Origin of the sequence: Pontiella desulfatans (assembly GCF_900890425.1) — a bacterium.
Taxonomy (GTDB): domain Bacteria; phylum Verrucomicrobiota; class Kiritimatiellia; order Kiritimatiellales; family Pontiellaceae; genus Pontiella; species Pontiella desulfatans.
Genome location: NZ_CAAHFG010000002.1, coordinates 364,152 through 387,429 on the forward strand (window position 1 = coordinate 364,152; position 23,278 = coordinate 387,429).

Sequence of the window (23,278 nt, forward strand, 5' to 3'; positions counted from 1 at the left end):
AATCTACGGAGGACATGATGGGTACGACTCGAAGAGAGATGGTAGGGGTTACGGCGGTGGCGGTGGCGTCGATGGCTTTTGCAAGGGAGCATCCGATGGTGAAGATTGAGCGAATTGAACTTTTTCCGATGCGCTACCCCATGAAGGGCTATTTCAAGTTTTTCACGGGGCCGCACGGCGGCGACGGGCGCGCGGCTATCATTATTAAGATGACGGCAGGCGATGGGACGGTCGGGTGGGGGCAGAGCGTGCCGATTGCCAAGTGGAGCTATGAAACGCTCGAAACCGCAACCATAGCCCTGCGCGACTATTTTGCACCTGCGCTGATCGGGCACGACCCGGTGGATATTTCCGGTGCCCACAAAATCATGGACAAGGCGATTGCCCCCGGGTTTTCCACCGGCATGCCGATCACCCGTGCGGGCATCGACATTGCCCTGCACGATTTGGTTGGAAGGTTGAAAGGCCTGTCGCTCTCGGAAATGTGGGGGAGACCCTCTTCCGAACGTATTGAACTGAGCTGGACGGTTAACGTGAAATCGCTCGACGATATAGAAACGGTGATGGGCGAGGGGAGTAAACAGGGCTACCGCAACTTTAATATAAAGGTCGGCCCTGATCCCGTGTTTGATGTGGAGCTGGCCAGGCGGGTGCGTAAAAACGCGCCGGACTGCTTCCTTTGGGCGGACGCCAATGGCGGCTATACGCCGGAAAAGGCGCTGGAGGCCGCACCGAAGCTGGCGGACGTTGGTGTCGATATCCTTGAAGCGCCGTTGCGCCCGAACCGGATCAGCGGTTATCAGGCGCTTAAGAAGCAGGGCGCCTTACCCATCCTGATGGACGAGGGTGTGGTTGTGCCGGAGGATCTCGAAGAGTTCATCAAACTCGGCATGCTCGATGGCATTGCGGCCAAGCCCTCGCGGTGCGGCGGGCTTACCTCCAATAAACGACAGATCGAGTTGTGTTTGGAAAATGGTTTGATGTGGGTCGGCAGCGGCCTGACCGATCCAGATATTTCGTTGGCGGCCACGTTGGGGCTTTATGGCGCGTTTGGCCTGCAAAAACCGGCTGCGCTCAATGGAGACCAGTTCCTGAGTGCCGATGTGCTGAAGAAGCGCATCAGAATTGAAGACGGTTTTACCTATGTGCCAAAGGGCGCCGGCCTCGGCGTCGAGGTCGACGAGGCCAAGGTGGTCGAATTGATGAAGCGCAGTGGTGGTGATAAAATGCTGAGAGGAATGAAATGAAGAACTTGATATCGATTGCCGTGTTGGGGTTGGCCGTTGGTGCGACGGCAACAGAATACCTCGTGGCGCCCGAGGCCGGGGACATCAAACCGCCAACCGAGGAGTGGGTCGGCAGGATTGAATCGTTGGCGCCGGCCAAGGCGATGGCGGTTCCGGCCAAGCCGCGCAAGGTGCTGGTCTTCTCGTTGGCGACGGGCTTTAAGCACACCGTGGCACCGCATGTGAAGGAAGTGACGAAGGTGCTCGGCGAAAAGAGCGGCGCGTTCGAAGTGGAATTCAATGACGACATTAGCGTTTTTGAAAAGGAGAGCCTGAAGCAATACGATGCCGTTCTCCTGAACAATGTTTGCCCCGACCGGTCGAAGCGCGACCTGTTTTGGGATGTCCTTAAGGATGAAAAGAAGGCCGCGGAGCTGGAAGCCAATGTGTTGGAATATGTCGATGGCGGGGGAGGGCTCGTGGTGGTGCATGGCGCCATTGCATTCCAGATCAATTCCCCGGCCGTTAGCGACATGATGGGCGGCAGCTTCGACTGGCATCCGAAGTTCCAGTCCGTGACGCTGGAGTTGGTCGACCCGAAGCATCCGCTCGTGGCCGCGTTCGATGGCAAGGGTTTCATCCATCAGGACGAGCCCTACCTCTTTAAGAACGCCTATAAGGATAAGAATTTTCGGCCGCTGCTGGAGATGGAGGTCTCCAGGCTGGATCCAGCGACATTGAAAAAACCTCTTCCGGAGGACGATTACTATGTCGCTTGGATCAAGTCGCACGGCAAAGGGCGCGTCTTTTTCTGTAGTCCGTCGCACCATCCCGCCAGCTACGAAACCAAAGCCATGCTCCGCTTCCTGCTCGACGGCATCCAGTATGCAATGGGTGATTTGAAGTGCGACGATTCCCCGACAGGCGTCCGGTAGCGACAAAAAATAATGGGGGAGAAGTCGCTTTTGGGCGCTTCCTGGGCGGGAATCCACCGTGCAAAGGCGGCTCTTCCACATGTTTCTGGCCCTTGGCCTCTTGATAGTTGCTTTCGCAAAACGCGCTTTATTAGCGGTTTGCGGGAGGGCGGAAAAATAAGTCGAAAAAACGGTTGCGGGAAAACCGATTCTGACTACTATCCGTCCCCCTGTTCACAACACGTCAGCCGCTAATGAGGCCATACGGTGAATGGAAACTGTTCTTTTTCAATAGCTGAATGTTTCGGGATTCTCCGGGTTGTTAAACCGGTTCCCCATTGCGCAAAACGAGCTGCTAGCCGTTCATGCAAAGTGGTGGAATTCCTCTTAAGAGAGGCGCAGTGTTTATCCCTTTTCAGGGGGTTGAAAATAATTTGATTTTCGGGTTGATCGAAAAGTTTCGATCGCTACTATAGCCCGCCTTGTTCAAAACAAACCGGTCGTTGAAACACACGGCGCAGGTCGAACAGGGAGCCGCCTCCGGGCGCTAATTTGATCTTTGATACATGAAATAAAAAGTTGAACTTTCGGGTTGCGCGATTCATCTGAATCCCTACTATGACCCGCCTGCTCAAAACAAACCAAAGCACTCCGGTGCGAAGGTGGTGTTGAGCGGATGTTCTTGAAAAACTTTTTTTACAAAAGCGGTTGACTCGTCCGGCTAGTCTGGTAGGTTGTCCGCCGCTTCAACGGGAAAGACGCTCTCGCAGCGCCGATAAGTTGAAGCCTTTTTGTTCTTTGAAATCAGAATAACTCATAAGATATGACAGAAATGAAGCATCGCTTCGAATCAGAAGTGGTGCGGTTTGTTATAGCCAATGCTTTGAAACTTATCGATCGCCTGACCCTGCCTGGCAGGGGACGGAAGATTGAGTTTTAAATTGCGAATTATATATAAGTACAGGGTCTGAACCTGATCGATTTTGAAAGAAATTTGATGGAGAGTTTGATCCTGGCTCAGAACGAACGTTGGCGGCGTGGATTAGGCATGCAAGTCGAGCGGGATTCCTTATTATCAATTCTTCGGAAGAGAAAGTTTGGATGAGAGCGGCGAACGGGTGAGTAATATATGGGTAATTTGCCCCTTTGTTCGGAATAGCCATCGGAAACGATGATTAATGCCGGATGTGTTCGGGAGCTGCATAGCTCCCCATATAAAGGCGGGGATCCTTCGGGACCTGTCGCAAAGGGATAAGCCCATATCCTATCAGCTTGTTGGTGAGGTAATGGCTCACCAAGGCTTACGGGTAGCTGGTCTGAGAGGATGATCAGCCACTCTGGGACTGAGACACTGCCCAGACTCCTACGGGAGGCTGCAGTCGAGAATCATTGACAATGCACGGAAGTGTGATCATGCGACGCCGCGTGGAGGAAGACGGCCCTTGGGTTGTAAACTCCTGTCAGCAGGGAGTAAGGATGGGGAACTTAATACGTTTCCCATTTGATAGTACCTGCAGAGGAAGTCACGGCTAACTCTGTGCCAGCAGCCGCGGTAATACAGAGGTGGCGAACGTTGTTCGGATTTACTGGGCGTAAAGGGTCCGCAGGCGGTCTTGTGTGTCGGATGTGAAAGCTCACGGCTCAACCGTGGAATTGCATTCGAAACTGCAAGACTAGAGTACTGGAGGGGAGAAGGGAACACTTGGTGTAGCGGTGAAATGCGTAGATATCAAGTGGAACACCGGCGGCGAAGGCGCTTCTCTGGACAGATACTGACGCTCATGGACGAAAGCTTGGGTAGCGAAAGGGATTAGATACCCCTGTAGTCCAAGCCGTAAACGGTGTGCGCTAGGCGTGGGTGGCTTTACCCCCATCCGTGCCTGAGCTAACGCATTAAGCGCACCGCCTGGGGAGTACGGTCGCAAGATTAAAACTCAAAGGAATTGACGGGGACCCGCACAAGCGGTGGAGCATGTGGCTTAATTCGATGCAACGCGAAGAACCTTACCTGGGCTTGACATATAGCTGCATACGATCCGAAAGGAACGTAGCCTTCGAGGGTGCTATACAGGTGCTGCATGGCTGTCGTCAGCTCGTGCCGTGAGGTGTTGGGTTAAGTCCCGCAACGAGCGCAACCCCTGTGTTTAGTTGCCAGCACGTAATGGTGGGAACTCTAAACAGACTGCTTGTGAAAGCAAGAGGAAGGTGGGGATGACGTCAAGTCAGTATGGTCCTTATGTCCAGGGCTGCACACGTGCTACAATGGGCGATACAATGGGAGGCTAAGCCGCGAGGTGGAGCAAATCCTCAAAATCGTCCCCAGTTCGGATTGGAGTCTGAAACTCGACTCCATGAAGTTGGAATCGCTAGTAAAGGTATATCAGCTACGATACCTTGAATACGTTCCCGGGTCTTGTACACACCGCCCGTCACATCATGGAAGTCGGTTGCACCCGAAGTCGTTGATCCAACCCGTCAAGGGAGGAAGGCGCCTAAGGTGTGATCGGTAACTGGGATGAAGTCGTAACAAGGTAGCCGTTGGGGAACCAGTGGCTGGATCACCTCCTTTCTAAGGAGAAGGCCGATTGCGAAATCGGACCTAGGGTATTGCCCTTCGGGGTATGGCACCATGAAAATGCTGCCGCAAGGTTTTGGCTGGCAAACCGCACCATTTCTGAGGCGAAACGCCTATCAACTCTTATGGGTTATTCGAGTAAGATTTAGAGCCACTCTTGGGGGTATAGCTCAGCTGGGAGAGCGCCTGATTTGCATTCAGGAGGTCATCGGTTCGATCCCGTTTACCTCCACCATTTTGAATGAGGGCGTGTAGCTCAGTTGGTTAGAGCGCATCCCTGATAAGGATGAGGTCACAGGTTCGACTCCTGTCACGCCCACCATTTAAAAGGTTCCGCACTAAATCTTACGCCGACATTTTTCCGCATTGAGCGGAGTGTTCTTTGACAATTGCATAGTATTGAATAACTGCAACAAGCGCATGTATACTTTATATATGTTACTTAATTGGAGTCCCTTCGGGGATTCCTACCAACAGTGACTTGATTTTTGATCAAGCTACTAAGGGTGTACGGTGGATGCCTTGGCTTCAGTAGGCGATGAAGGACGTGATAAGCTGCGATAAGCTTCGGTCAGGCGCAAATAGCCTTTGACCCGGAGATTTCCGAATGGGAAAACCCAGCGGGGGTAATGCCCCGTTATCCGTGTGTGAATAAAATAGCGCATGGAGGCGATACCCGGTGAATTGAAACATCTTAGTAACCGGAGGAAAAGAAAACAATAGTGATTCCGTAAGTAGTGGCGAGCGAACGCGGAACAGCCCAAACCACCTTGTTTACAGGGTGGGGTGCGGACCACGACGTGGTATTGGAATGGATAGCAGAACCGTTTGGAAAGACGGGCCATAGCGGGTGATAGCCCCTTAAGCGAAATCCTGAACAAACCTAGTGGTATCCCGAGTAGGTCGGAACACGTGAAACTCTGACTGAATACAGGAGGCCCACCTCCTAAGGCTAAATACTAACTGAAGACCGATAGCGAACTAGTACCGTGAGGGAAAGGTGAAAAGAACCCCTTTTAGGGGAGTGAAATAGAACCTGAAACCGTGCACTTACAAACTGTGGTAGCCCTTCGGGGTGGCCGCATGCCTTTTGCATAATGAGTCTGCGACTTACCGTATGTGGCAAGGTTAAGCATCAACGATGCGGAGCCGAAGCGAAAGCGAGTGTTAATAGCGCGCCATAGTCGCCTGCGGTAGACCCGAAACCTGGTGAGCTACCCATGGACAGGATGAAGCTTCTTTAAACGGAAGTGGAAGACCGAACCAGTACGTGTTGAAAAACGTTTGGATGATCTGTGGGTCGGAGTGAAAGGCTAACCAAACCAGGTGATAGCTGGTTCTCCCCGAAATACCTTGAGGGATAGCCTCGGCGAATGCAATTCACGGAGGTAGAGCACTGAGTACTTGATGGCCCCTCCCGGGGTACTGAGAGTTTTCAAACTCCGAATACCGTGAACGTCACGTCGGGAGTCAGACTGCGGGGGATAAGCTCCGTAGTCGAGAGGGAAACAGCCCAGACCGCCAGCTAAGGCCCCTAAATGATAGTTAAGTGGAGAAGGATGTCAGATTGCGAAGACAGCCAGGATGTTGGCTTAGAAGCAGCCACCATTTAAACAAAGCGTAATAGCTGACTGGTCGAGTGGTTTGGCGCCGAAAATGATCGGGGCTGAAACTATCTGCCGAAGCTGCGGGTTTTAACTACTGTTAAAGCAGTAGGGGAGCGTTGTGTACCGGGTTGAAGGGAAGGTGGAAACCGACCTGGACTGTACACAAGTGATTATGCAGACATGAGTAACGATAAGTGTGGTGAGAATCCACACCGCCGAAATCCTAAGGATTCCTGGGGAAGGTTCGTCCGCCCAGGGTTAGTCGGCCCCTAAGGCGAGGCTGAAAAGCGTAGTCGATGGGAAACAGGCACAATATTCCTGTACCGCTGTACACGAGTGATGGAGGGACGCAGTAGGCTAGATCAGCCGGCGATTGGAAATGCCGGTCTAAATGTGTAGGGTATTCCGTAGGTAAATCCGCGGATGTTTGCCTGAGACATGATGGGACATGGAGTCTTCGGACAATGTGGATTGGTTGATGCCAGGCTGCCGAGAAAAGCTTCTAAACGTTGAATGTAAAGCGACCGTACCAAAACCGACACAGGTGGGAGGGTAGAGTATACCAAGGCGCGCGAGAGAAAAGTTGTTAAGGAACTCGGCAAATTAACCCCGTATCTTCGGAAGAAGGGGTCCTCGAGTTGGCTAGCGATTTACTTGTGATGTTAATTCGAGGCGCAGTGAAGAGGCGAAGGCGACTGTTTATCAAAAACATAGCACTATGCGAACTCGCAAGAGGAAGTATATGGTGTGACACGTGACCAATGCCAAAAGGTTAAGGCAAGGGGTTAGCTCTTGAAGCGAAGCTCTGAACCGAAGCCCTGGTGAATGTCGGCCGTAACTATAACGGTCCTAAGGTAGCGAAATTCCTTGTCGGGTAAGTTCCGACCTGCACGAATCGTGTAACGATCTTCGCACTGTCTCAACAACAATCTCGGTGAAGTTGTAGTTCCGGTGAAAATGCCGGATACCCGCGGCAGGACGGAAAGACCCCGTGAACCTTTACTGTGACCTGACATTGGGTTTTGATATTTTGTATGTAGGATAGCTGGGAGGCTTTGAAGCATCTTCGTCAGGAGGTGTGGAGCCATTGGTGAAATACCAGTTTCGATCTATTGAAATTCTAACCGCGAACCCCTGAATCGGGGCGTGGAACAGTGTCTGGGAGTCAGTTTGACTGGGGCGGTTTCCTCCCAAAGAGTAACGGAGGAGCACAAAGGTACCCTCAGCATGGTCAGCAATCATGCGAAGAGCGTATAGGTATAAGGGTGCTTGACTGCGAGACCCACAAGTCGAGCAGGTGCGAAAGCAGGTCTAAGTGATCCGGCGGTAGCTAGTGGTAGCGCCGTCGCTTAACGGATAAAAGGTACTCCGGGGATAACAGGCTGATGATTGCCAAGAGTCCACATCGACGCAATCGTTTGGCACCTCGATGTCGGCTCATCGCATCCTGGGGCTGGAGAAGGTCCCAAGGGTTGGGCTGTTCGCCCATTAAAGCGGTACGCGAGCTGGGTTCAGAACGTCGTGAGACAGTTTGGTCCTTATCCGCCGTGGGCGCAGGAAATTTGAAGAGATTACTCCTTAGTACGAGAGGACCAGGATTAACATGCCGCTGGTGTTCCAGTTGTTCTGCCAAGAGCATCGCTGGGTAGCTACGCATGGGAAGGATAAGCGCTGAAAGCATCTAAGTGCCAAGCCCCCTCTAAGATAAGATTTCCCTTTGGCCTTGTGCCATCTTAAGGCTCGTTCAAGACTAGGACGTTGATAGGCTGGGCGTGGAAGTGCAGTGATGCATGGAGCTAACCAGTACTAATTAGCCGTGAGGCTTGATCTTAATTTTTATTAAGGTGTACATGCCGTTGTTGTTATTTCAATACTATGCAGTTGTGATTTTTCTGGATTTTTCCGGTTGCCATAGCGAGAAGGAAACACCTGTTCCCATTCCGAACACAGAAGTGAAGGGTCTCAGCGGCGATGGTACTGAGGGGTAGACCTCGGGAGAGTAGCACGCAGCCGGTTTTTATTTTTCTTCCACCATGGAAGAGCCATGCCACTCCAGTTCGCTGGAGCACGGGATCAGGCGGCCTGCGGGCTGCGGTTCACCATCCTCACAATACTATGCGAGTCCGTTAGTAGCGGGCCATATGAATGAGGCTTGTTCTTTTATAAAACTTTTTTTACAAAAATCGGTTGACTCGTCCGGCTAGTCTGGTAGGTTGTCCGCCGCTTCAACGGGAAAGACGCTCTCGCAGCGCCGATAAGTTGAAGCCTTTTTGTTCTTTGAAATCAGAATAACTCATAAGATATGACAGAAATGAAGCATCGCTTCGAATCAGAAGTGGTGCGGTTTGTTATAGCCAATGCTTTGAAACTTATCGATCGCCTGACCCTGCCTGGCAGGGGACGGAAGATTGAGTTTTAAATTGCGAATTATATATAAGTACAGGGTCTGAACCTGATCGATTTTGAAAGAAATTTGATGGAGAGTTTGATCCTGGCTCAGAACGAACGTTGGCGGCGTGGATTAGGCATGCAAGTCGAGCGGGATTCCTTATTATCAATTCTTCGGAAGAGAAAGTTTGGATGAGAGCGGCGAACGGGTGAGTAATATATGGGTAATTTGCCCCTTTGTTCGGAATAGCCATCGGAAACGATGATTAATGCCGGATGTGTTCGGGAGCTGCATAGCTCCCCATATAAAGGCGGGGATCCTTCGGGACCTGTCGCAAAGGGATAAGCCCATATCCTATCAGCTTGTTGGTGAGGTAATGGCTCACCAAGGCTTACGGGTAGCTGGTCTGAGAGGATGATCAGCCACACTGGGACTGAGACACTGCCCAGACTCCTACGGGAGGCTGCAGTCGAGAATCATTGACAATGCACGGAAGTGTGATCATGCGACGCCGCGTGGAGGAAGACGGCCCTTGGGTTGTAAACTCCTGTCAGCAGGGAGTAAGGATGGGGAACTTAATACGTTTCCCATTTGATAGTACCTGCAGAGGAAGTCACGGCTAACTCTGTGCCAGCAGCCGCGGTAATACAGAGGTGGCGAACGTTGTTCGGATTTACTGGGCGTAAAGGGTCCGCAGGCGGTCTTGTGTGTCGGATGTGAAAGCTCACGGCTCAACCGTGGAATTGCATTCGAAACTGCAAGACTAGAGTACTGGAGGGGAGAAGGGAACACTTGGTGTAGCGGTGAAATGCGTAGATATCAAGTGGAACACCGGCGGCGAAGGCGCTTCTCTGGACAGATACTGACGCTCATGGACGAAAGCTTGGGTAGCGAAAGGGATTAGATACCCCTGTAGTCCAAGCCGTAAACGGTGTGCGCTAGGCGTGGGTGGCTTTACCCCCATCCGTGCCTGAGCTAACGCATTAAGCGCACCGCCTGGGGAGTACGGTCGCAAGATTAAAACTCAAAGGAATTGACGGGGACCCGCACAAGCGGTGGAGCATGTGGCTTAATTCGATGCAACGCGAAGAACCTTACCTGGGCTTGACATATAGCTGCATACGATCCGAAAGGAACGTAGCCTTCGAGGGTGCTATACAGGTGCTGCATGGCTGTCGTCAGCTCGTGCCGTGAGGTGTTGGGTTAAGTCCCGCAACGAGCGCAACCCCTGTGTTTAGTTGCCAGCACGTAATGGTGGGAACTCTAAACAGACTGCTTGTGAAAGCAAGAGGAAGGTGGGGATGACGTCAAGTCAGTATGGTCCTTATGTCCAGGGCTGCACACGTGCTACAATGGGCGATACAATGGGAGGCTAAGCCGCGAGGTGGAGCAAATCCTCAAAATCGTCCCCAGTTCGGATTGGAGTCTGAAACTCGACTCCATGAAGTTGGAATCGCTAGTAAAGGTATATCAGCTACGATACCTTGAATACGTTCCCGGGTCTTGTACACACCGCCCGTCACATCATGGAAGTCGGTTGCACCCGAAGTCGTTGATCCAACCCGTCAAGGGAGGAAGGCGCCTAAGGTGTGATCGGTAACTGGGATGAAGTCGTAACAAGGTAGCCGTTGGGGAACCAGTGGCTGGATCACCTCCTTTCTAAGGAGAAGGCCGATTGCGAAATCGGACCTAGGGTATTGCCCTTCGGGGTATGGCACCATGAAAATGCTGCCGCAAGGTTTTGGCTGGCAAACCGCACCATTTCTGAGGCGAAACGCCTATCAACTCTTATGGGTTATTCGAGTAAGATTTAGAGCCACTCTTGGGGGTATAGCTCAGCTGGGAGAGCGCCTGATTTGCATTCAGGAGGTCATCGGTTCGATCCCGTTTACCTCCACCATTTTGAATGAGGGCGTGTAGCTCAGTTGGTTAGAGCGCATCCCTGATAAGGATGAGGTCACAGGTTCGACTCCTGTCACGCCCACCATTTAAAAGGTTCCGCACTAAATCTTACGCCGACATTTTTCCGCATTGAGCGGAGTGTTCTTTGACAATTGCATAGTATTGAATAACTGCAACAAGCGCATGTATACTTTATATATGTTACTTAATTGGAGTCCCTTCGGGGATTCCTACCAACAGTGACTTGATTTTTGATCAAGCTACTAAGGGTGTACGGTGGATGCCTTGGCTTCAGTAGGCGATGAAGGACGTGATAAGCTGCGATAAGCTTCGGTCAGGCGCAAATAGCCTTTGACCCGGAGATTTCCGAATGGGAAAACCCAGCGGGGGTAATGCCCCGTTATCCGTGTGTGAATAAAATAGCGCATGGAGGCGATACCCGGTGAATTGAAACATCTTAGTAACCGGAGGAAAAGAAAACAATAGTGATTCCGTAAGTAGTGGCGAGCGAACGCGGAACAGCCCAAACCACCTTGTTTACAGGGTGGGGTGCGGACCACGACGTGGTATTGGAATGGATAGCAGAACCGTTTGGAAAGACGGGCCATAGCGGGTGATAGCCCCTTAAGCGAAATCCTGAACAAACCTAGTGGTATCCCGAGTAGGTCGGAACACGTGAAACTCTGACTGAATACAGGAGGCCCACCTCCTAAGGCTAAATACTAACTGAAGACCGATAGCGAACTAGTACCGTGAGGGAAAGGTGAAAAGAACCCCTTTTAGGGGAGTGAAATAGAACCTGAAACCGTGCACTTACAAACTGTGGTAGCCCTTCGGGGTGGCCGCATGCCTTTTGCATAATGAGTCTGCGACTTACCGTATGTGGCAAGGTTAAGCATCAACGATGCGGAGCCGAAGCGAAAGCGAGTGTTAATAGCGCGCCATAGTCGCCTGCGGTAGACCCGAAACCTGGTGAGCTACCCATGGACAGGATGAAGCTTCTTTAAACGGAAGTGGAAGACCGAACCAGTACGTGTTGAAAAACGTTTGGATGATCTGTGGGTCGGAGTGAAAGGCTAACCAAACCAGGTGATAGCTGGTTCTCCCCGAAATACCTTGAGGGATAGCCTCGGCGAATGCAATTCACGGAGGTAGAGCACTGAGTACTTGATGGCCCCTCCCGGGGTACTGAGAGTTTTCAAACTCCGAATACCGTGAACGTCACGTCGGGAGTCAGACTGCGGGGGATAAGCTCCGTAGTCGAGAGGGAAACAGCCCAGACCGCCAGCTAAGGCCCCTAAATGATAGTTAAGTGGAGAAGGATGTCAGATTGCGAAGACAGCCAGGATGTTGGCTTAGAAGCAGCCACCATTTAAACAAAGCGTAATAGCTGACTGGTCGAGTGGTTTGGCGCCGAAAATGATCGGGGCTGAAACTATCTGCCGAAGCTGCGGGTTTTAACTACTGTTAAAGCAGTAGGGGAGCGTTGTGTACCGGGTTGAAGGGAAGGTGGAAACCGACCTGGACTGTACACAAGTGATTATGCAGACATGAGTAACGATAAGTGTGGTGAGAATCCACACCGCCGAAATCCTAAGGATTCCTGGGGAAGGTTCGTCCGCCCAGGGTTAGTCGGCCCCTAAGGCGAGGCTGAAAAGCGTAGTCGATGGGAAACAGGCACAATATTCCTGTACCGCTGTACACGAGTGATGGAGGGACGCAGTAGGCTAGATCAGCCGGCGATTGGAAATGCCGGTCTAAATGTGTAGGGTATTCCGTAGGTAAATCCGCGGATGTTTGCCTGAGACATGATGGGACATGGAGTCTTCGGACAATGTGGATTGGTTGATGCCAGGCTGCCGAGAAAAGCTTCTAAACGTTGAATGTAAAGCGACCGTACCAAAACCGACACAGGTGGGAGGGTAGAGTATACCAAGGCGCGCGAGAGAAAAGTTGTTAAGGAACTCGGCAAATTAACCCCGTATCTTCGGAAGAAGGGGTCCTCGAGTTGGCTAGCGATTTACTTGTGATGTTAATTCGAGGCGCAGTGAAGAGGCGAAGGCGACTGTTTATCAAAAACATAGCACTATGCGAACTCGCAAGAGGAAGTATATGGTGTGACACGTGACCAATGCCAAAAGGTTAAGGCAAGGGGTTAGCTCTTGAAGCGAAGCTCTGAACCGAAGCCCTGGTGAATGTCGGCCGTAACTATAACGGTCCTAAGGTAGCGAAATTCCTTGTCGGGTAAGTTCCGACCTGCACGAATCGTGTAACGATCTTCGCACTGTCTCAACAACAATCTCGGTGAAGTTGTAGTTCCGGTGAAAATGCCGGATACCCGCGGCAGGACGGAAAGACCCCGTGAACCTTTACTGTGACCTGACATTGGGTTTTGATATTTTGTATGTAGGATAGCTGGGAGGCTTTGAAGCATCTTCGTCAGGAGGTGTGGAGCCATTGGTGAAATACCAGTTTCGATCTATTGAAATTCTAACCGCGAACCCCTGAATCGGGGCGTGGAACAGTGTCTGGGAGTCAGTTTGACTGGGGCGGTTTCCTCCCAAAGAGTAACGGAGGAGCACAAAGGTACCCTCAGCATGGTCAGCAATCATGCGAAGAGCGTATAGGTATAAGGGTGCTTGACTGCGAGACCCACAAGTCGAGCAGGTGCGAAAGCAGGTCTAAGTGATCCGGCGGTAGCTAGTGGTAGCGCCGTCGCTTAACGGATAAAAGGTACTCCGGGGATAACAGGCTGATGATTGCCAAGAGTCCACATCGACGCAATCGTTTGGCACCTCGATGTCGGCTCATCGCATCCTGGGGCTGGAGAAGGTCCCAAGGGTTGGGCTGTTCGCCCATTAAAGCGGTACGCGAGCTGGGTTCAGAACGTCGTGAGACAGTTTGGTCCTTATCCGCCGTGGGCGCAGGAAATTTGAAGAGATTACTCCTTAGTACGAGAGGACCAGGATTAACATGCCGCTGGTGTTCCAGTTGTTCTGCCAAGAGCATCGCTGGGTAGCTACGCATGGGAAGGATAAGCGCTGAAAGCATCTAAGTGCCAAGCCCCCTCTAAGATAAGATTTCCCTTTGGCCTTGTGCCATCTTAAGGCTCGTTCAAGACTAGGACGTTGATAGGCTGGGCGTGGAAGTGCAGTGATGCATGGAGCTAACCAGTACTAATTAGCCGTGAGGCTTGATCTTAATTTTTATTAAGGTGTACATGCCGTTGTTGTTATTTCAATACTATGCAGTTGTGATTTTTCTGGATTTTTCCGGTTGCCATAGCGAGAAGGAAACACCTGTTCCCATTCCGAACACAGAAGTGAAGGGTCTCAGCGGCGATGGTACTGAGGGGTAGACCTCGGGAGAGTAGCACGCAGCCGGTTTTTATTTTCAAGGCCTTGGATTTTCGAATCCAAGGCCTTTTTTTCTTTTTACACCGCATGTTAGCTCCTACTTTATGTCTTCATTTATGAGGTATGATTATGTTGAAAGTTAGTCTGTTGCTTTTAGTACTCCTTCTATCCCTATCCTCCTTTGCGGAATTCCGCATATGGGAGGATGGCGAAGGCAATATCTGGGAAGCCGAGTTTGTAACGTTGTCCGCCGGAGAGATTGTGATGCGGGACCAACAGGGCCAGCGAATCATGATTCGTCCGGAAAAGCTATCCGGTGCAGATCAGCAATATCTGGAAAAAGTCGTTCCTCCGAAACTGGTATTGGATGTTTCAAAAACCACGAATAATGCCGGCACCAGCAGCAATACCGAACAGGTTAGGTGCATTGCGTCCATCAAGCAATCCGACACGCGGCCATATGCGGGTGAGCTGACTGCTGTACTTGTCACCATGGGAGAGGATATCAGGACGGGGGCGCCATCTGTTGTTAATCGCAAGGAATATAATTTCACACTACCCGAGAAAAGAGGAGACTCGGTCGACTTCAAGGGCGAGAGCGCAAGCTTTCTTCGGAAGTCGGTGAAATCCGGTCGAACCTATTCAGGTTATGTTCTTGTGGTTTGGGATAAGTTCGGGAATCCCATCGCTATAAAATCAAACCGCGATTCCTTTGCGGAACGGGCGGAAAAAATCGCGCGTCCCAAGCAAACCGCTAATAAATAGGCCTGCCATGAAACTCGTTATCGCCACCCGCAATGCCCATAAGCTGGAAGAGATCCAGGCCATCTTCGATTTTAAGGATCTCGAAGTCCTCTCGGCTTTCGATTTTCCCGAAATCCCGGATGTGGTTGAGGATGGAGCGACTTTCGAAGCGAATGCCATTAAAAAGGCCGTGGAAATTGCCAGGGAAACCGGGTGTTGGACAATGGCCGATGACTCCGGTTTGGAAGTCGATGCCCTAGGAGGCGCGCCGGGTGTTTATTCCGCCCGATACGCTGGTGAACCATGTTCCTATCCCGCCAATAATGAAAAGCTGTTGGCTGAGTTGGCCGGAAAAGAAGACCGTACCGCTCGTTTTCGCACGGTAATTGCCCTGTCGGATCCCGATGGAAACACGATAACGGTCGATGGTGCCTGTCCGGGAAAAATCATTGAGGAGTTACGCGGCACGAATGGGTTTGGGTATGATCCCCTCTTCATACCTGATGGATACGAGCACACCTTTGCAGAGCTCTCCAGCGATATTAAGAATACGATTTCCCACCGGGCGCGAGCGCTTCGAAAAGCGCATGACACCTGGGGATCTTTACTGAATTAGCTGTTCCGCGCGAACGCATGAAACCATAGCGCCTGACCGGGTTGCATCTCCTGATTATCAGTTCAGCCGTATAATCGATTGAAATGTGATAGAATAAGTCATATATAGGGTGTTTTAAAGGTGTAAAACACGTGCTTTTATTCAGTAAAAAAATATTTCCGTTTATGGCCTGGCTCCCAATCGGCAAGGCAGGATTGCGGAGTGATGTTTTGGCGGGGCTGACGGTTGCACTCATTTTGATTCCACAGTCGATGGCCTATGCGGAGTTGGCGGGACTTCCGGTGTGGATGGGGCTTTATGCAGCCTTTCTGCCGGTCATCATTGGCGGCCTGTGGGGCTCATCCAATCATCTTCAAACCGGGCCGGGGGCAACCATGGCCCTGGTTGTTTCATCGTCTCTGATGCCGTTGGCCGCGGTGGGCTCGGCTGAGTATGCGGCGCTGGCGGTTCAGCTTGCCTTCATGGTTGGGGCGTTGTGGGCCCTGATTGCGGTTTTCCGGTTGGGTTTCATAATGAATTTTCTGTCGCGGCCGGTGATTGAGGGCTTCATCAATGCGGGCGGTATATTGATTGGACTATCCCAGGTCGTGAAGATTCTCGGCATCGAAGGAGCGCGCTCGGATTCCCTGCTCGCCGATCTGGTTGTTTTAATCGAACAGCTGGGGTCGGTGAACTGGATCAGCCTTGCGATGGGGGCTGTGTCGCTCGTGCTGCTGCTGGCCGGAAGACGGTTTTTCCCAAGAATACCCACGGCCTTACTGGTTGCGGCTGGATTCGCTTTTCTGACGTACACGCTGGGATTAAGTGATCCCGAACGGGTTCGCCAGCCATTGGCCATTGTCGGCGCCATCCCGGCCGGCTTGCCTAGGCCGGTATGGCCGGTGCCGGATGCCGGAAATCTTATTCGGCTCATGCCGGGGGCCCTGACCTTTGCCCTGATCGGTTTCATGGAGACCTGTTCCGTCGCCCGCGGTATTGCCGCCCGCAGCCATCAAAAACTCAGTGTGAACCAGGAGGCCGTCGGGCAGGCGCTGGCTTCTTTCTGTACCGCTTTTTCCGGCGGTCAGCCAATCAACGGTTCCTTTTCCCGATCCGCCCTGAATTTTGCCAGCGGTGCTCGTAGTGGATTGGCCGCCGTGTTCACCGGGGTGTTCGTTCTGGTGTTCCTCCTTTTCTGCACGCCGCTGTTTTACTACCTGCCCAAGACCGTACTGGCGGCGATCATTATTGCCGCCGTAATCAAGCTGATGAACTTCCGGCAGCTGGCCTCGTTCATGAAGATTGACAAGGCGGACGGCTCGGCGGCATGGATTACGTTTGCGGCAACGCTGGTGTTTGCCCCGGCGTTGGAGAAGGGCATCCTGATCGGCGCGTCGGTTTCGATCCTGATTCATCTGTATCGGATGATGCGGCCGCATGTTGCCGTGCTGGGGCGTCATTCGGACGGTATGTTGCGGGATGCCGATCTTCATCATTTAAAGATCGACCGGCTGTTGCTGGCGATTCGCCTGGATGGCCGGCTGTTTTTTGCCAACACCTCCTATTTTGAAGATCAGGTGCATGCCGCCTTGGAGCGTTTCCCGGAAACGCGTCATGTCGCCATCATGTTCAACGGCATAAACGAAATTGATTCTTCGGGAACGGAGATGCTTAAGGAGCTTTGCGGCCAGTTGAGTCTGCTAGGTGTTTCCGTCCTGTTTGTAGGGGTCAAAAGCCATGCCCTAAAGGTGCTGCGTGCCGGCGGACTCGAAAGTATAATCGGGCCGGAGAATTTTTTCGGAACCTACGACCACGCGCTGGATGCGGTGATTGCCCGCATGCCTTCTGAAATGAACTATAACATTTAGCCTTGGCGACCTCCGTTCAGAGGCGGCGCAGGAGCATGGCCACGGCAACGGCGGCGACGATGCCGATCATGATTCTTTTGAGTATGTTTTCGGGGAGCCCGACCGCGAGGCGGCTTCCCTGTTTGACCCCGATTAACGCCCCCGCAGCCATGACCAGTGCCGTCGGGACGTCCGATTCGCCTCCTGCCCCGTAGGTGAGCGCGGTCATGAGCGTGAGCGCCGTGATGATGGTCGTGGTGGTGCCGACCGTCCGGTGGGCGGGAAGGCCTAGCAGTAGTAGGGTTGGAACCAGGATGATGCCGCCAACGGAGGTGGCGCCCACCAATGCGCCGAACAAAAGGCCGATGATGAGCCCCGTGAAAATCCCAGGTGGCTTTTGGGTGCCGATGGTCTGCGGTTCGGGCTCCTTCCGCAATACATTCACCGCCATCGCCCCGACCGCCAGGAAAACGATACCCAGAATGAACAGTTCAAGGCCGTTTTTGAATTCGGTGTTTCCGCCCTGGGTGCTGATCCAACGGGAGATGAAAAAGTTGGAGGGAATGGCCGCGGCCAGGATCGGCCAGATGGTATGGTACGAAATGTTGTGAATGCGAATGTGGTGGAAGGCGGAGGTAATGTTGGTGAAAAAAAGATAGAGGCTGGTGGTGCCCACCGCCCGGATCGGATCAAGCCCCAGGACAAGCGTTGTCGCCTGGAGCCCCAACACCCCGCCGCCCACACCGGTGAGCCCCACCGAAAACCCGATGGCGCCTCCCAGCAACAGGCGGAGCACAATGCCCGGTATGGTGATATCGAAAAGCATCATGAGGCAAGCCGGGCAATATCCAGCAATACCTCGCAGGCGGTCAGGTATTCCTTGATATCCACATATTCCTCGAGCTGATGGAACTTGTGCGAGCCGGAGCCGAGGGTGACGGTCGGAAGCCCCTTTTGATTGAAATTGTTGGCGTCGAGTCCGGCATCCATAATCAGTGGGTTCGGTTTGAGGTCGACGGTCTCGACCGCCTTGCTGGCGATCTTGACACACGCTTCGGATTTCCTGAGCCGGAAGGCGCGGTAGTCGGAGATGGTGCTGAACTTCACCTTCCCGCATTTGCCCTTGTCGTTCGTCACGCTCTTTGCCGCCCGTTCGAAGCTCGCCCTGTGGACCTTAACGATCTGCTCCAGGAAGGCTTGGCTGTGGCTGCGGCACTCGCCGGTCATGATGCATTGGTCCATCACCTGGTTGCTGGCTTCGCCGCCGGACACGCTACCGAGGTTGGAGGTCCCCTTGCGGTTGCCTTTGACGATTTTTCCGAAGTAGCCTTGTTCGGCAATCGCCGCCATGGCCTTCGAACCGATCAATCCGGCGGAGATCCCCTTGTGCGGCTCAAGCCCGGCGTGGGTGGAAATGCCTTTGATCTCCGCCTTCCAGCGCACCGCGCTCATCGCTCCAATCACGATTTCGTTCGGCTCCTGCCCGTCGAGGTTGAAGCCCATTGCCGGATTTCCCAAATCCTTGAAGCGCACCATGCGCGAACCGTGCAACCCATTCTCTTCCGCAATGGGGAATAGCAGCGTCATGGGCGGATGGGGGATTTTGTTTTTCAAAATGGTTTCGGCCATCGAAACAATCGCCGCGCAACCCGAGCGGTCGTCGCCGCCGAGTCCGGTGTTGCCCTTGGCGACAATGCGGTTTCCCTTAACCACGGGCACCGCGCCCTTGCACAATGGCACCGTGTCCATGTGGGCCGAAAACATAATCCGCGGGGCCTTGATGGTGCCCGGCATCTTCACGATCAGGTTGCCGATCCCGTACCCGGCGCCAAGCCGCTTATGCGCATCGTCGGTCTTGATCCAGGCCTTCTTGCAACCGGCGGAAACCAGTTTTTTTGAGATGGCCTCGACCACCTTCGCTTCTTGTCCGCTCGGCCCTTCAACAGCAAGCAAGTCAAGCAGGTGGGATAGTGCGCGGTCGTTGTTGATCATATGTTTCACCAGGCTTTGTTCACTACCACATCTTTCATCGGGTAGTGCTTTTGGTTCAATGTGTGGATCTGGCCGCCGGTCACGAGGGCGGTCGCTGCGAGAATGGCGTCGTTTGGGTCAACACCGTGGCTGGGATTCCATTTCCTGAATAGTCGACCGGCTTCATCGACAATGGCTTGATCGACAGCTGTTGTCTTGAATTGCGAGAGCAGAAGCATGGTTTGCTCCTCTTCCGAGGGGCGCATGAAGAAAAGCACTTCCGCCCGTTGCAGTGCTCCTGTCCACAGCTCCATGGCAGGATCATCCACAAGCTTGCGCAGGAAATTGATGGCTTTTCGTTCCCCCCTCAGATGCCATATCAGGATGTCGGCGTCGATAAAGGCCTTCATCGGCGAAACCTTTCAAAGGATCCGCGGAAGGCTGCCCGTGCGGCATCAACGGTTTCCTCCGCACGCTCTTCTCGTTCCCATGCCCCGAACGACTGTTCGAGGAAGCCCGACTTTTGGTCGTGCTCGACTTTGGCAGCGAAAAGCTCGATTGCGCGCTCCACCACTTGTTTCTTTGTGCTGTGCAGCTGGCGCGCAAGGCTATTGATCCGGGCGGCCACCGATTCGTCGATCCGAGCTGAAAATACCTTGTCCATGGTTGGTCTCCTGATTACGTAGACATAAAAACGTATACGTTACATTTCGTCAATGCCAATGTCTGGTGGTTCCGCAGGTCGGCGACGGGTTTTTGGTGGAGAGAAGATCGCTCTCGTCCATTCAAATTGAAGATGATATAGCTCGGTGCATGAGTGGTTCGAAAGCCGATACAAGCCGGCGAATGGTACTTGGTCGCTACGACTACGCGGCGTTCCAGAGCTTTTTCTCCTATGCGTCCGGCACGGTTGTCCTGCCGGTTGCCTTGGTGGCGCTTGCTCGCGACCTCGGCTTCGACCTCGAGGAAGGCGGCATGACCGAGGGCGGGCTGTTGCACTTTACCCGCACGTTTTTCGTGATGGCATCCATGCTGTTTTGCGGGATAGCGGCCGGTCGCTGGGGCAAGCGCCGTTCCATGGGCGTGGCTGTGTTGCTGATGGGGACGGGCGTCTTGCTGTGCGCGTGGGCCCCCTCCTATGCGGTGCTTCTGTTGGCGCTCATGGTGGCGGGGTTGGGGGAGGGCGTGCTCGAAGGGCTGGCCACGCCTTTTGTCCAGGACTTGCATCCGGATGAACCGGCGCGCTACATCAACCTGACCCATGCCTTCTGGCCGGTCGGGGTGTTGGCAACGGTTTTGGTTTCGGGCGGTCTGCTCGCGCTCGGGGTGTCCTGGCGGTTGTTGGTTGCGGGCATTGCCTTGGTGGCATTTGTTGCCGCGGCCCTGCTGCTGCTTCCCGAATCCAAGCTCCGGAAATATCCGGAGCACCCCGCCCCGATCCATTGGAAAACCATTTGGGGGCAAGCGCGGCAGATTCTCGGCATACCCCGTTTTTGGCTTTTTTTCTGCGCCATGTTCCTGGCTGGCGGCGGCGAGTTTTGCCTTACGTTTTGGAGTGCCAGCCATATCCAGCTCAACTTTGGCGCCTCGGCATGGGCGGGTGGAATCGGAACGGCCTGCTTTGCCGGCGGCATGATGTCGGGGCGCATTGGCTGGGGGATCATGCTCAAGCAGCACCACCTTAGGCAGGTGGTGTTTTGGTCGGCGCTGGCCGGAACATTGATCGCGTTGCCCATCCCTCAGCTATCCAACCTATGGGTACTTTTCGGCCTGCTGTTCATGGTGGGCGTTGCCACGGCGCCGTTCTGGCCGACCGTCCAGAGCTATTGCGCCGACCGCCTGCCGCAGGCGGACACCACCATGCTGTTTGTTCTGCTCTCCTGCGCCGGTATTCCCGGTTGTGGATTCTTCACCTGGCTGATGGGATTCATCGGTAACCGGACCGGCGATTTGGCCACGGCGTTTTATCTGGTGCCCGCCTGCTTCCTCGCACTGGCGATCATCATTGCATTCGATGGGTGGAGATCTGCGCAAACGAATCCTCGGCGTGAAGCAAGCTAAAGCAACGATCGTGAATTTCGAATTGGATGCATGTAGTACAGGCTTTAGCCTGAATCCCAGCAAAGGAGGTTCCATGTACAACTGGCGGAAAATGAGCAAAGGGCAGCAGCAGGAAGTTCTTCAGCTTCGAGGCCAGCACGGTTGGCCGGCTCATAGCCCTCCCCATTTTAACTCCGACGGTTGGACGCACTACCATCTTAGCGCGGCCTGTTTTGAGCATGTCCCAATCATTGGGCAAACGGCGGGGCGGATAATGTCATTTTCCGCCTTGCTATGTTCGGTGCTCGGCCAAACGGGCGATACGGTGTTCGCATGGTGCGTGCTGCCGAACCATTGGCATGCCCTGGTTGGGACGAACGATTTGAAGCGTGTATTGAAACGCATTGCCCAGATGCATGGCAAAAGTTCGTTTGAGTGGAATGGCGATGACCATGCGAGGGGACGGCAGTGCTGGCATTGTTGTTCGGATCGTCGGATTCGTTCGGAGAATCATTTCCATGCAACCCGAAACTACATTCACCACAATCCAGTAAAGCATGGGTACGTGAAGAAGTGGGACGACTGGGCGTTATCGAGTGCGAGGGATTATCTCGATACCGTCGGCAAGGAAGAGGCGCTTTCGTTTTGGCGGGAATATCCTGTTCTCGGAATGGGGGATAAGTGGGATGTCTGACGGGGCACGCTAAAGCGTGGACTACATGCAATGTGGTTCAACTTGAGGATTGATGCATGTAGTACAGGCTTTAGCCTGCCTGCCGTTAGGCGGCGTTGAGATCAATGACTTCGATGATGAGCGGAGGGGATTCAACGGGTTCTGCGGAAACTTCAAACGCGGAACCGAGCAACTGACGAAGCTGCGCTTCGTCTTCGTGGCCGTTGGAGTGGAGGATGCAGAGCGGTTCGCCAGCCTCGACGCGCTCGCCGATTTTCTTGAGGTCGGAAAGGCCGACGGCATGGTCGATGGTATCGGTGGTCTTCGCGCGCCCGGCGCCGAGCAGCAGCGATGCGCGGCCGAGGGCCTCGGCATCGGCCTTGGAAACATAGCCGGATTTCGGGGCGTTCAGGGGAATCTGGTTTCCGGCAACCGGTAGTCCGGCGGAAAGGTTGCCACCGTGGCAGGCGACCATCTGCTTGAATTTTTCCATGGCGGAGCCGTCGAGCAAGGCCTGTACGGTCCTGCGGACGGGCATCGCGGCGGTCCCGAGCATGCGGTTCGCAAGTTCGATCGTGAGGCCCTGGGAGTCGGCGGGGCCTTTGCCCTCAAGGATGTCGAGCGATTCCCTGATCTCGAGCGCGTTCCCGACGGTGCGGCCGAGCGGTTGGTTCATGTCGGTGATGAGCGCAACAACCTTTTTGCCCATGGCAACGCCGGTGTCGACCAGGCCTCTGGCGAGCGCCCGTGCGTTTTCAATGTCCTTCATGAAGGCGCCGGAACCGCACTTGACGTCGAGCACAAGCGCGTCGATGCCCTCCGCCATTTTCTTGGACATGATGCTCGAAACAATCAGCGGGATGGAGGGTACGGTGGCAGTGACGTCGCGCAGGGCATAGAGCTTTTTGTCGGCCGGGGCAATCTCGGCGGTTTGGCCGATCATGGAGCATCCGACCTGTTCGAGCGTCCGGAAAAACTCCTCTTCGCCAAGGCCGACGCGGTAGCCGGGAATGGATTCGAGCTTGTCGAGCGTGCCGCCGGTAATGCCGAGGCCGCGCCCGGAGATCATCGGGACGGTGGCGCCACAGGCGGCGACGAGCGGCGCGAGTGGGATGGAGATCTTGTCGCCGATGCCGCCGGTGGAATGTTTATCGACCTTGGTGCCGGGAATGCAGTCGGGGTTGATGACCTTGCCGGATTCCATCATGGCAACGGTGAGGTCGGCGGTTTCGCGGGCGGTCATACCGTTGAAGTAGATGGCCATGGCGAGCGCCGACATCTGGTAGTCGGGGATGCTTCCGTTGGTATAGCCTGCAATGAAGCCGCGGATTTCCCCGGTATCGAGTTCCGCGCCGTCCCTTTTCTTTTCGATGATCCATTGAGGTAGCATGGATGGAAGATAGGCCGCAGGGCGAATGAATGGCAACGCAAAACGGGAG

12 protein-coding genes, 4 tRNA genes and 6 rRNA genes are annotated in these 23,278 nt (G+C 53.7%); 17 read left to right on the forward strand and 5 right to left on the reverse strand.

Annotation, left to right across the window (positions count from 1 at the left end):
- The first annotated feature begins 14 nt into the window (after nucleotides 1–14).
- The 15 genes from E9954_RS17270 (at nucleotide 15) to E9954_RS17340 (ending at nucleotide 17,176) form a co-directional block, all read left to right on the forward strand.
- Complete coding sequence (locus E9954_RS17270) at nucleotides 15–1,247, forward strand: mandelate racemase/muconate lactonizing enzyme family protein (RefSeq protein ID WP_136080552.1); 1,233 nt, start codon at nucleotides 15–17, stop codon at nucleotides 1,245–1,247.
- Nucleotides 1,244–2,161: a ThuA domain-containing protein gene (locus tag E9954_RS17275; protein ID WP_136080553.1), complete on the forward strand. Its 918-nt coding sequence runs from the start codon at nucleotides 1,244–1,246 to the stop codon at nucleotides 2,159–2,161. Before E9954_RS17270 ends, E9954_RS17275 begins: the two co-directional genes overlap by 4 nt.
- A 973-nt stretch (nucleotides 2,162–3,134) precedes the next feature.
- Nucleotides 3,135–4,709 (forward strand): 16S ribosomal RNA (locus E9954_RS17280).
- A gap of 165 nt (nucleotides 4,710–4,874) precedes the next feature.
- Nucleotides 4,875–4,950: transfer RNA gene (locus tag E9954_RS17285), tRNA-Ala, on the forward strand.
- Nucleotides 4,951–4,960: 10 nt separating this feature from the next.
- Nucleotides 4,961–5,037 (forward strand) — tRNA-Ile (locus tag E9954_RS17290).
- A gap of 168 nt (nucleotides 5,038–5,205) precedes the next feature.
- Nucleotides 5,206–8,153 (forward strand): 23S ribosomal RNA (locus tag E9954_RS17295).
- A 70-nt stretch (nucleotides 8,154–8,223) separates the two neighbouring features.
- Nucleotides 8,224–8,338 (forward strand): 5S ribosomal RNA (rrf, locus tag E9954_RS17300).
- Between the two features lie 457 nt (nucleotides 8,339–8,795).
- A 16S ribosomal RNA gene (locus E9954_RS17305) occupies nucleotides 8,796–10,370 on the forward strand.
- A 165-nt stretch (nucleotides 10,371–10,535) separates the two neighbouring features.
- Nucleotides 10,536–10,611 (forward strand) — tRNA-Ala (locus tag E9954_RS17310).
- Nucleotides 10,612–10,621: 10 nt separating this feature from the next.
- Nucleotides 10,622–10,698: transfer RNA gene (locus tag E9954_RS17315), tRNA-Ile, on the forward strand.
- A gap of 168 nt (nucleotides 10,699–10,866) precedes the next feature.
- Nucleotides 10,867–13,814, forward strand: a 23S ribosomal RNA gene (locus E9954_RS17320).
- Nucleotides 13,815–13,884: 70 nt separating this feature from the next.
- Nucleotides 13,885–13,999 (forward strand): 5S ribosomal RNA (gene rrf / locus E9954_RS17325).
- Together the 16S, 23S and 5S rRNA genes with 4 tRNA genes alongside form the textbook arrangement of a ribosomal RNA operon.
- A 99-nt stretch (nucleotides 14,000–14,098) precedes the next feature.
- Nucleotides 14,099–14,734: an SHD1 domain-containing protein gene (locus tag E9954_RS17330; protein WP_168442359.1), complete on the forward strand. Its 636-nt coding sequence runs from the start codon at nucleotides 14,099–14,101 to the stop codon at nucleotides 14,732–14,734.
- A gap of 7 nt (nucleotides 14,735–14,741) precedes the next feature.
- Complete coding sequence (locus tag E9954_RS17335) at nucleotides 14,742–15,329, forward strand: XTP/dITP diphosphatase (RefSeq protein ID WP_136080555.1); 588 nt, start codon at nucleotides 14,742–14,744, stop codon at nucleotides 15,327–15,329.
- Nucleotides 15,330–15,493: 164 nt separating this feature from the next.
- Nucleotides 15,494–17,176 carry a SulP family inorganic anion transporter gene (locus tag E9954_RS17340; protein ID WP_136080556.1) on the forward strand — a complete coding sequence of 561 codons (1,683 nt, stop codon included), beginning with the start codon at nucleotides 15,494–15,496 and terminating at the stop codon, nucleotides 17,174–17,176.
- A gap of 16 nt (nucleotides 17,177–17,192) precedes the next feature.
- On the opposite strand, the gene E9954_RS17345 is transcribed toward E9954_RS17340, so the two are convergent.
- The 4 genes from E9954_RS17345 to E9954_RS17360 are packed head-to-tail and all read right to left on the reverse strand — an operon-like array spanning nucleotide 17,193 to nucleotide 19,790.
- The gene (locus E9954_RS17345) at nucleotides 17,193–17,984 is read right to left on the reverse strand and encodes a sulfite exporter TauE/SafE family protein (RefSeq protein ID WP_136080557.1); all 792 of its coding nucleotides are present in this window, start codon (nucleotides 17,982–17,984) and stop codon (nucleotides 17,193–17,195) included.
- The gene (locus E9954_RS17350) at nucleotides 17,981–19,147 is read right to left on the reverse strand and encodes a M20/M25/M40 family metallo-hydrolase (RefSeq protein WP_136080558.1); all 1,167 of its coding nucleotides are present in this window, start codon (nucleotides 19,145–19,147) and stop codon (nucleotides 17,981–17,983) included. Before E9954_RS17350 ends, E9954_RS17345 begins: the two co-directional genes overlap by 4 nt.
- A 5-nt stretch (nucleotides 19,148–19,152) precedes the next feature.
- Nucleotides 19,153–19,536: a type II toxin-antitoxin system VapC family toxin gene (locus E9954_RS17355; protein WP_136080559.1), complete on the reverse strand. Its 384-nt coding sequence runs from the start codon at nucleotides 19,534–19,536 to the stop codon at nucleotides 19,153–19,155.
- Nucleotides 19,533–19,790 carry a ribbon-helix-helix protein, CopG family gene (locus E9954_RS17360; RefSeq protein WP_136080560.1) on the reverse strand — a complete coding sequence of 86 codons (258 nt, stop codon included), beginning with the start codon at nucleotides 19,788–19,790 and terminating at the stop codon, nucleotides 19,533–19,535. The genes E9954_RS17355 and E9954_RS17360 overlap by 4 nt, the downstream gene beginning before the upstream one ends.
- Before the next feature lie 149 nt (nucleotides 19,791–19,939).
- Here E9954_RS17360 and E9954_RS17365 point away from each other — a divergent pair, with 149 nt between their 5' ends.
- Nucleotides 19,940–21,187: an MFS transporter gene (locus E9954_RS17365; protein WP_136080561.1), complete on the forward strand. Its 1,248-nt coding sequence runs from the start codon at nucleotides 19,940–19,942 to the stop codon at nucleotides 21,185–21,187.
- Between the two features lie 73 nt (nucleotides 21,188–21,260).
- Nucleotides 21,261–21,860: a hypothetical protein gene (locus E9954_RS17370; protein ID WP_222847219.1), complete on the forward strand. Its 600-nt coding sequence runs from the start codon at nucleotides 21,261–21,263 to the stop codon at nucleotides 21,858–21,860.
- An 85-nt stretch (nucleotides 21,861–21,945) separates the two neighbouring features.
- On the opposite strand, the gene E9954_RS17375 is transcribed toward E9954_RS17370, so the two are convergent.
- Complete coding sequence (locus E9954_RS17375) at nucleotides 21,946–23,229, reverse strand: thymidine phosphorylase (protein WP_136080562.1); 1,284 nt, start codon at nucleotides 23,227–23,229, stop codon at nucleotides 21,946–21,948.
- Nucleotides 23,230–23,278: the final 49 nt, after the last annotated feature.

Bases quoted from the DNA above. Each gene is read 5' to 3' on its own strand.
- E9954_RS17350 (WP_136080558.1), bottom strand. From the start codon at position 19,147: ATGATCAACAACGACCGCGCACTATCCCACCTGCTTGACTTGCTTGCT.
- E9954_RS17365 (WP_136080561.1), top strand. From the start codon at position 19,940: ATGAGTGGTTCGAAAGCCGATACAAGCCGGCGAATGGTACTTGGTCGC.
- E9954_RS17330 (WP_168442359.1), top strand. From the start codon at position 14,099: ATGTTGAAAGTTAGTCTGTTGCTTTTAGTACTCCTTCTATCCCTATCC.
- E9954_RS17360 (WP_136080560.1), bottom strand. From the start codon at position 19,790: ATGGACAAGGTATTTTCAGCTCGGATCGACGAATCGGTGGCCGCCCGG.
- E9954_RS17355 (WP_136080559.1), bottom strand. From the start codon at position 19,536: ATGAAGGCCTTTATCGACGCCGACATCCTGATATGGCATCTGAGGGGG.
- E9954_RS17275 (WP_136080553.1), top strand. From the start codon at position 1,244: ATGAAGAACTTGATATCGATTGCCGTGTTGGGGTTGGCCGTTGGTGCG.
- E9954_RS17335 (WP_136080555.1), top strand. From the start codon at position 14,742: ATGAAACTCGTTATCGCCACCCGCAATGCCCATAAGCTGGAAGAGATC.
- E9954_RS17375 (WP_136080562.1), bottom strand. From the start codon at position 23,229: ATGCTACCTCAATGGATCATCGAAAAGAAAAGGGACGGCGCGGAACTC.
- E9954_RS17370 (WP_222847219.1), top strand. From the start codon at position 21,261: ATGTACAACTGGCGGAAAATGAGCAAAGGGCAGCAGCAGGAAGTTCTT.
- E9954_RS17340 (WP_136080556.1), top strand. From the start codon at position 15,494: ATGGCCTGGCTCCCAATCGGCAAGGCAGGATTGCGGAGTGATGTTTTG.
- E9954_RS17270 (WP_136080552.1), top strand. From the start codon at position 15: ATGATGGGTACGACTCGAAGAGAGATGGTAGGGGTTACGGCGGTGGCG.
- E9954_RS17345 (WP_136080557.1), bottom strand. From the start codon at position 17,984: ATGATGCTTTTCGATATCACCATACCGGGCATTGTGCTCCGCCTGTTG.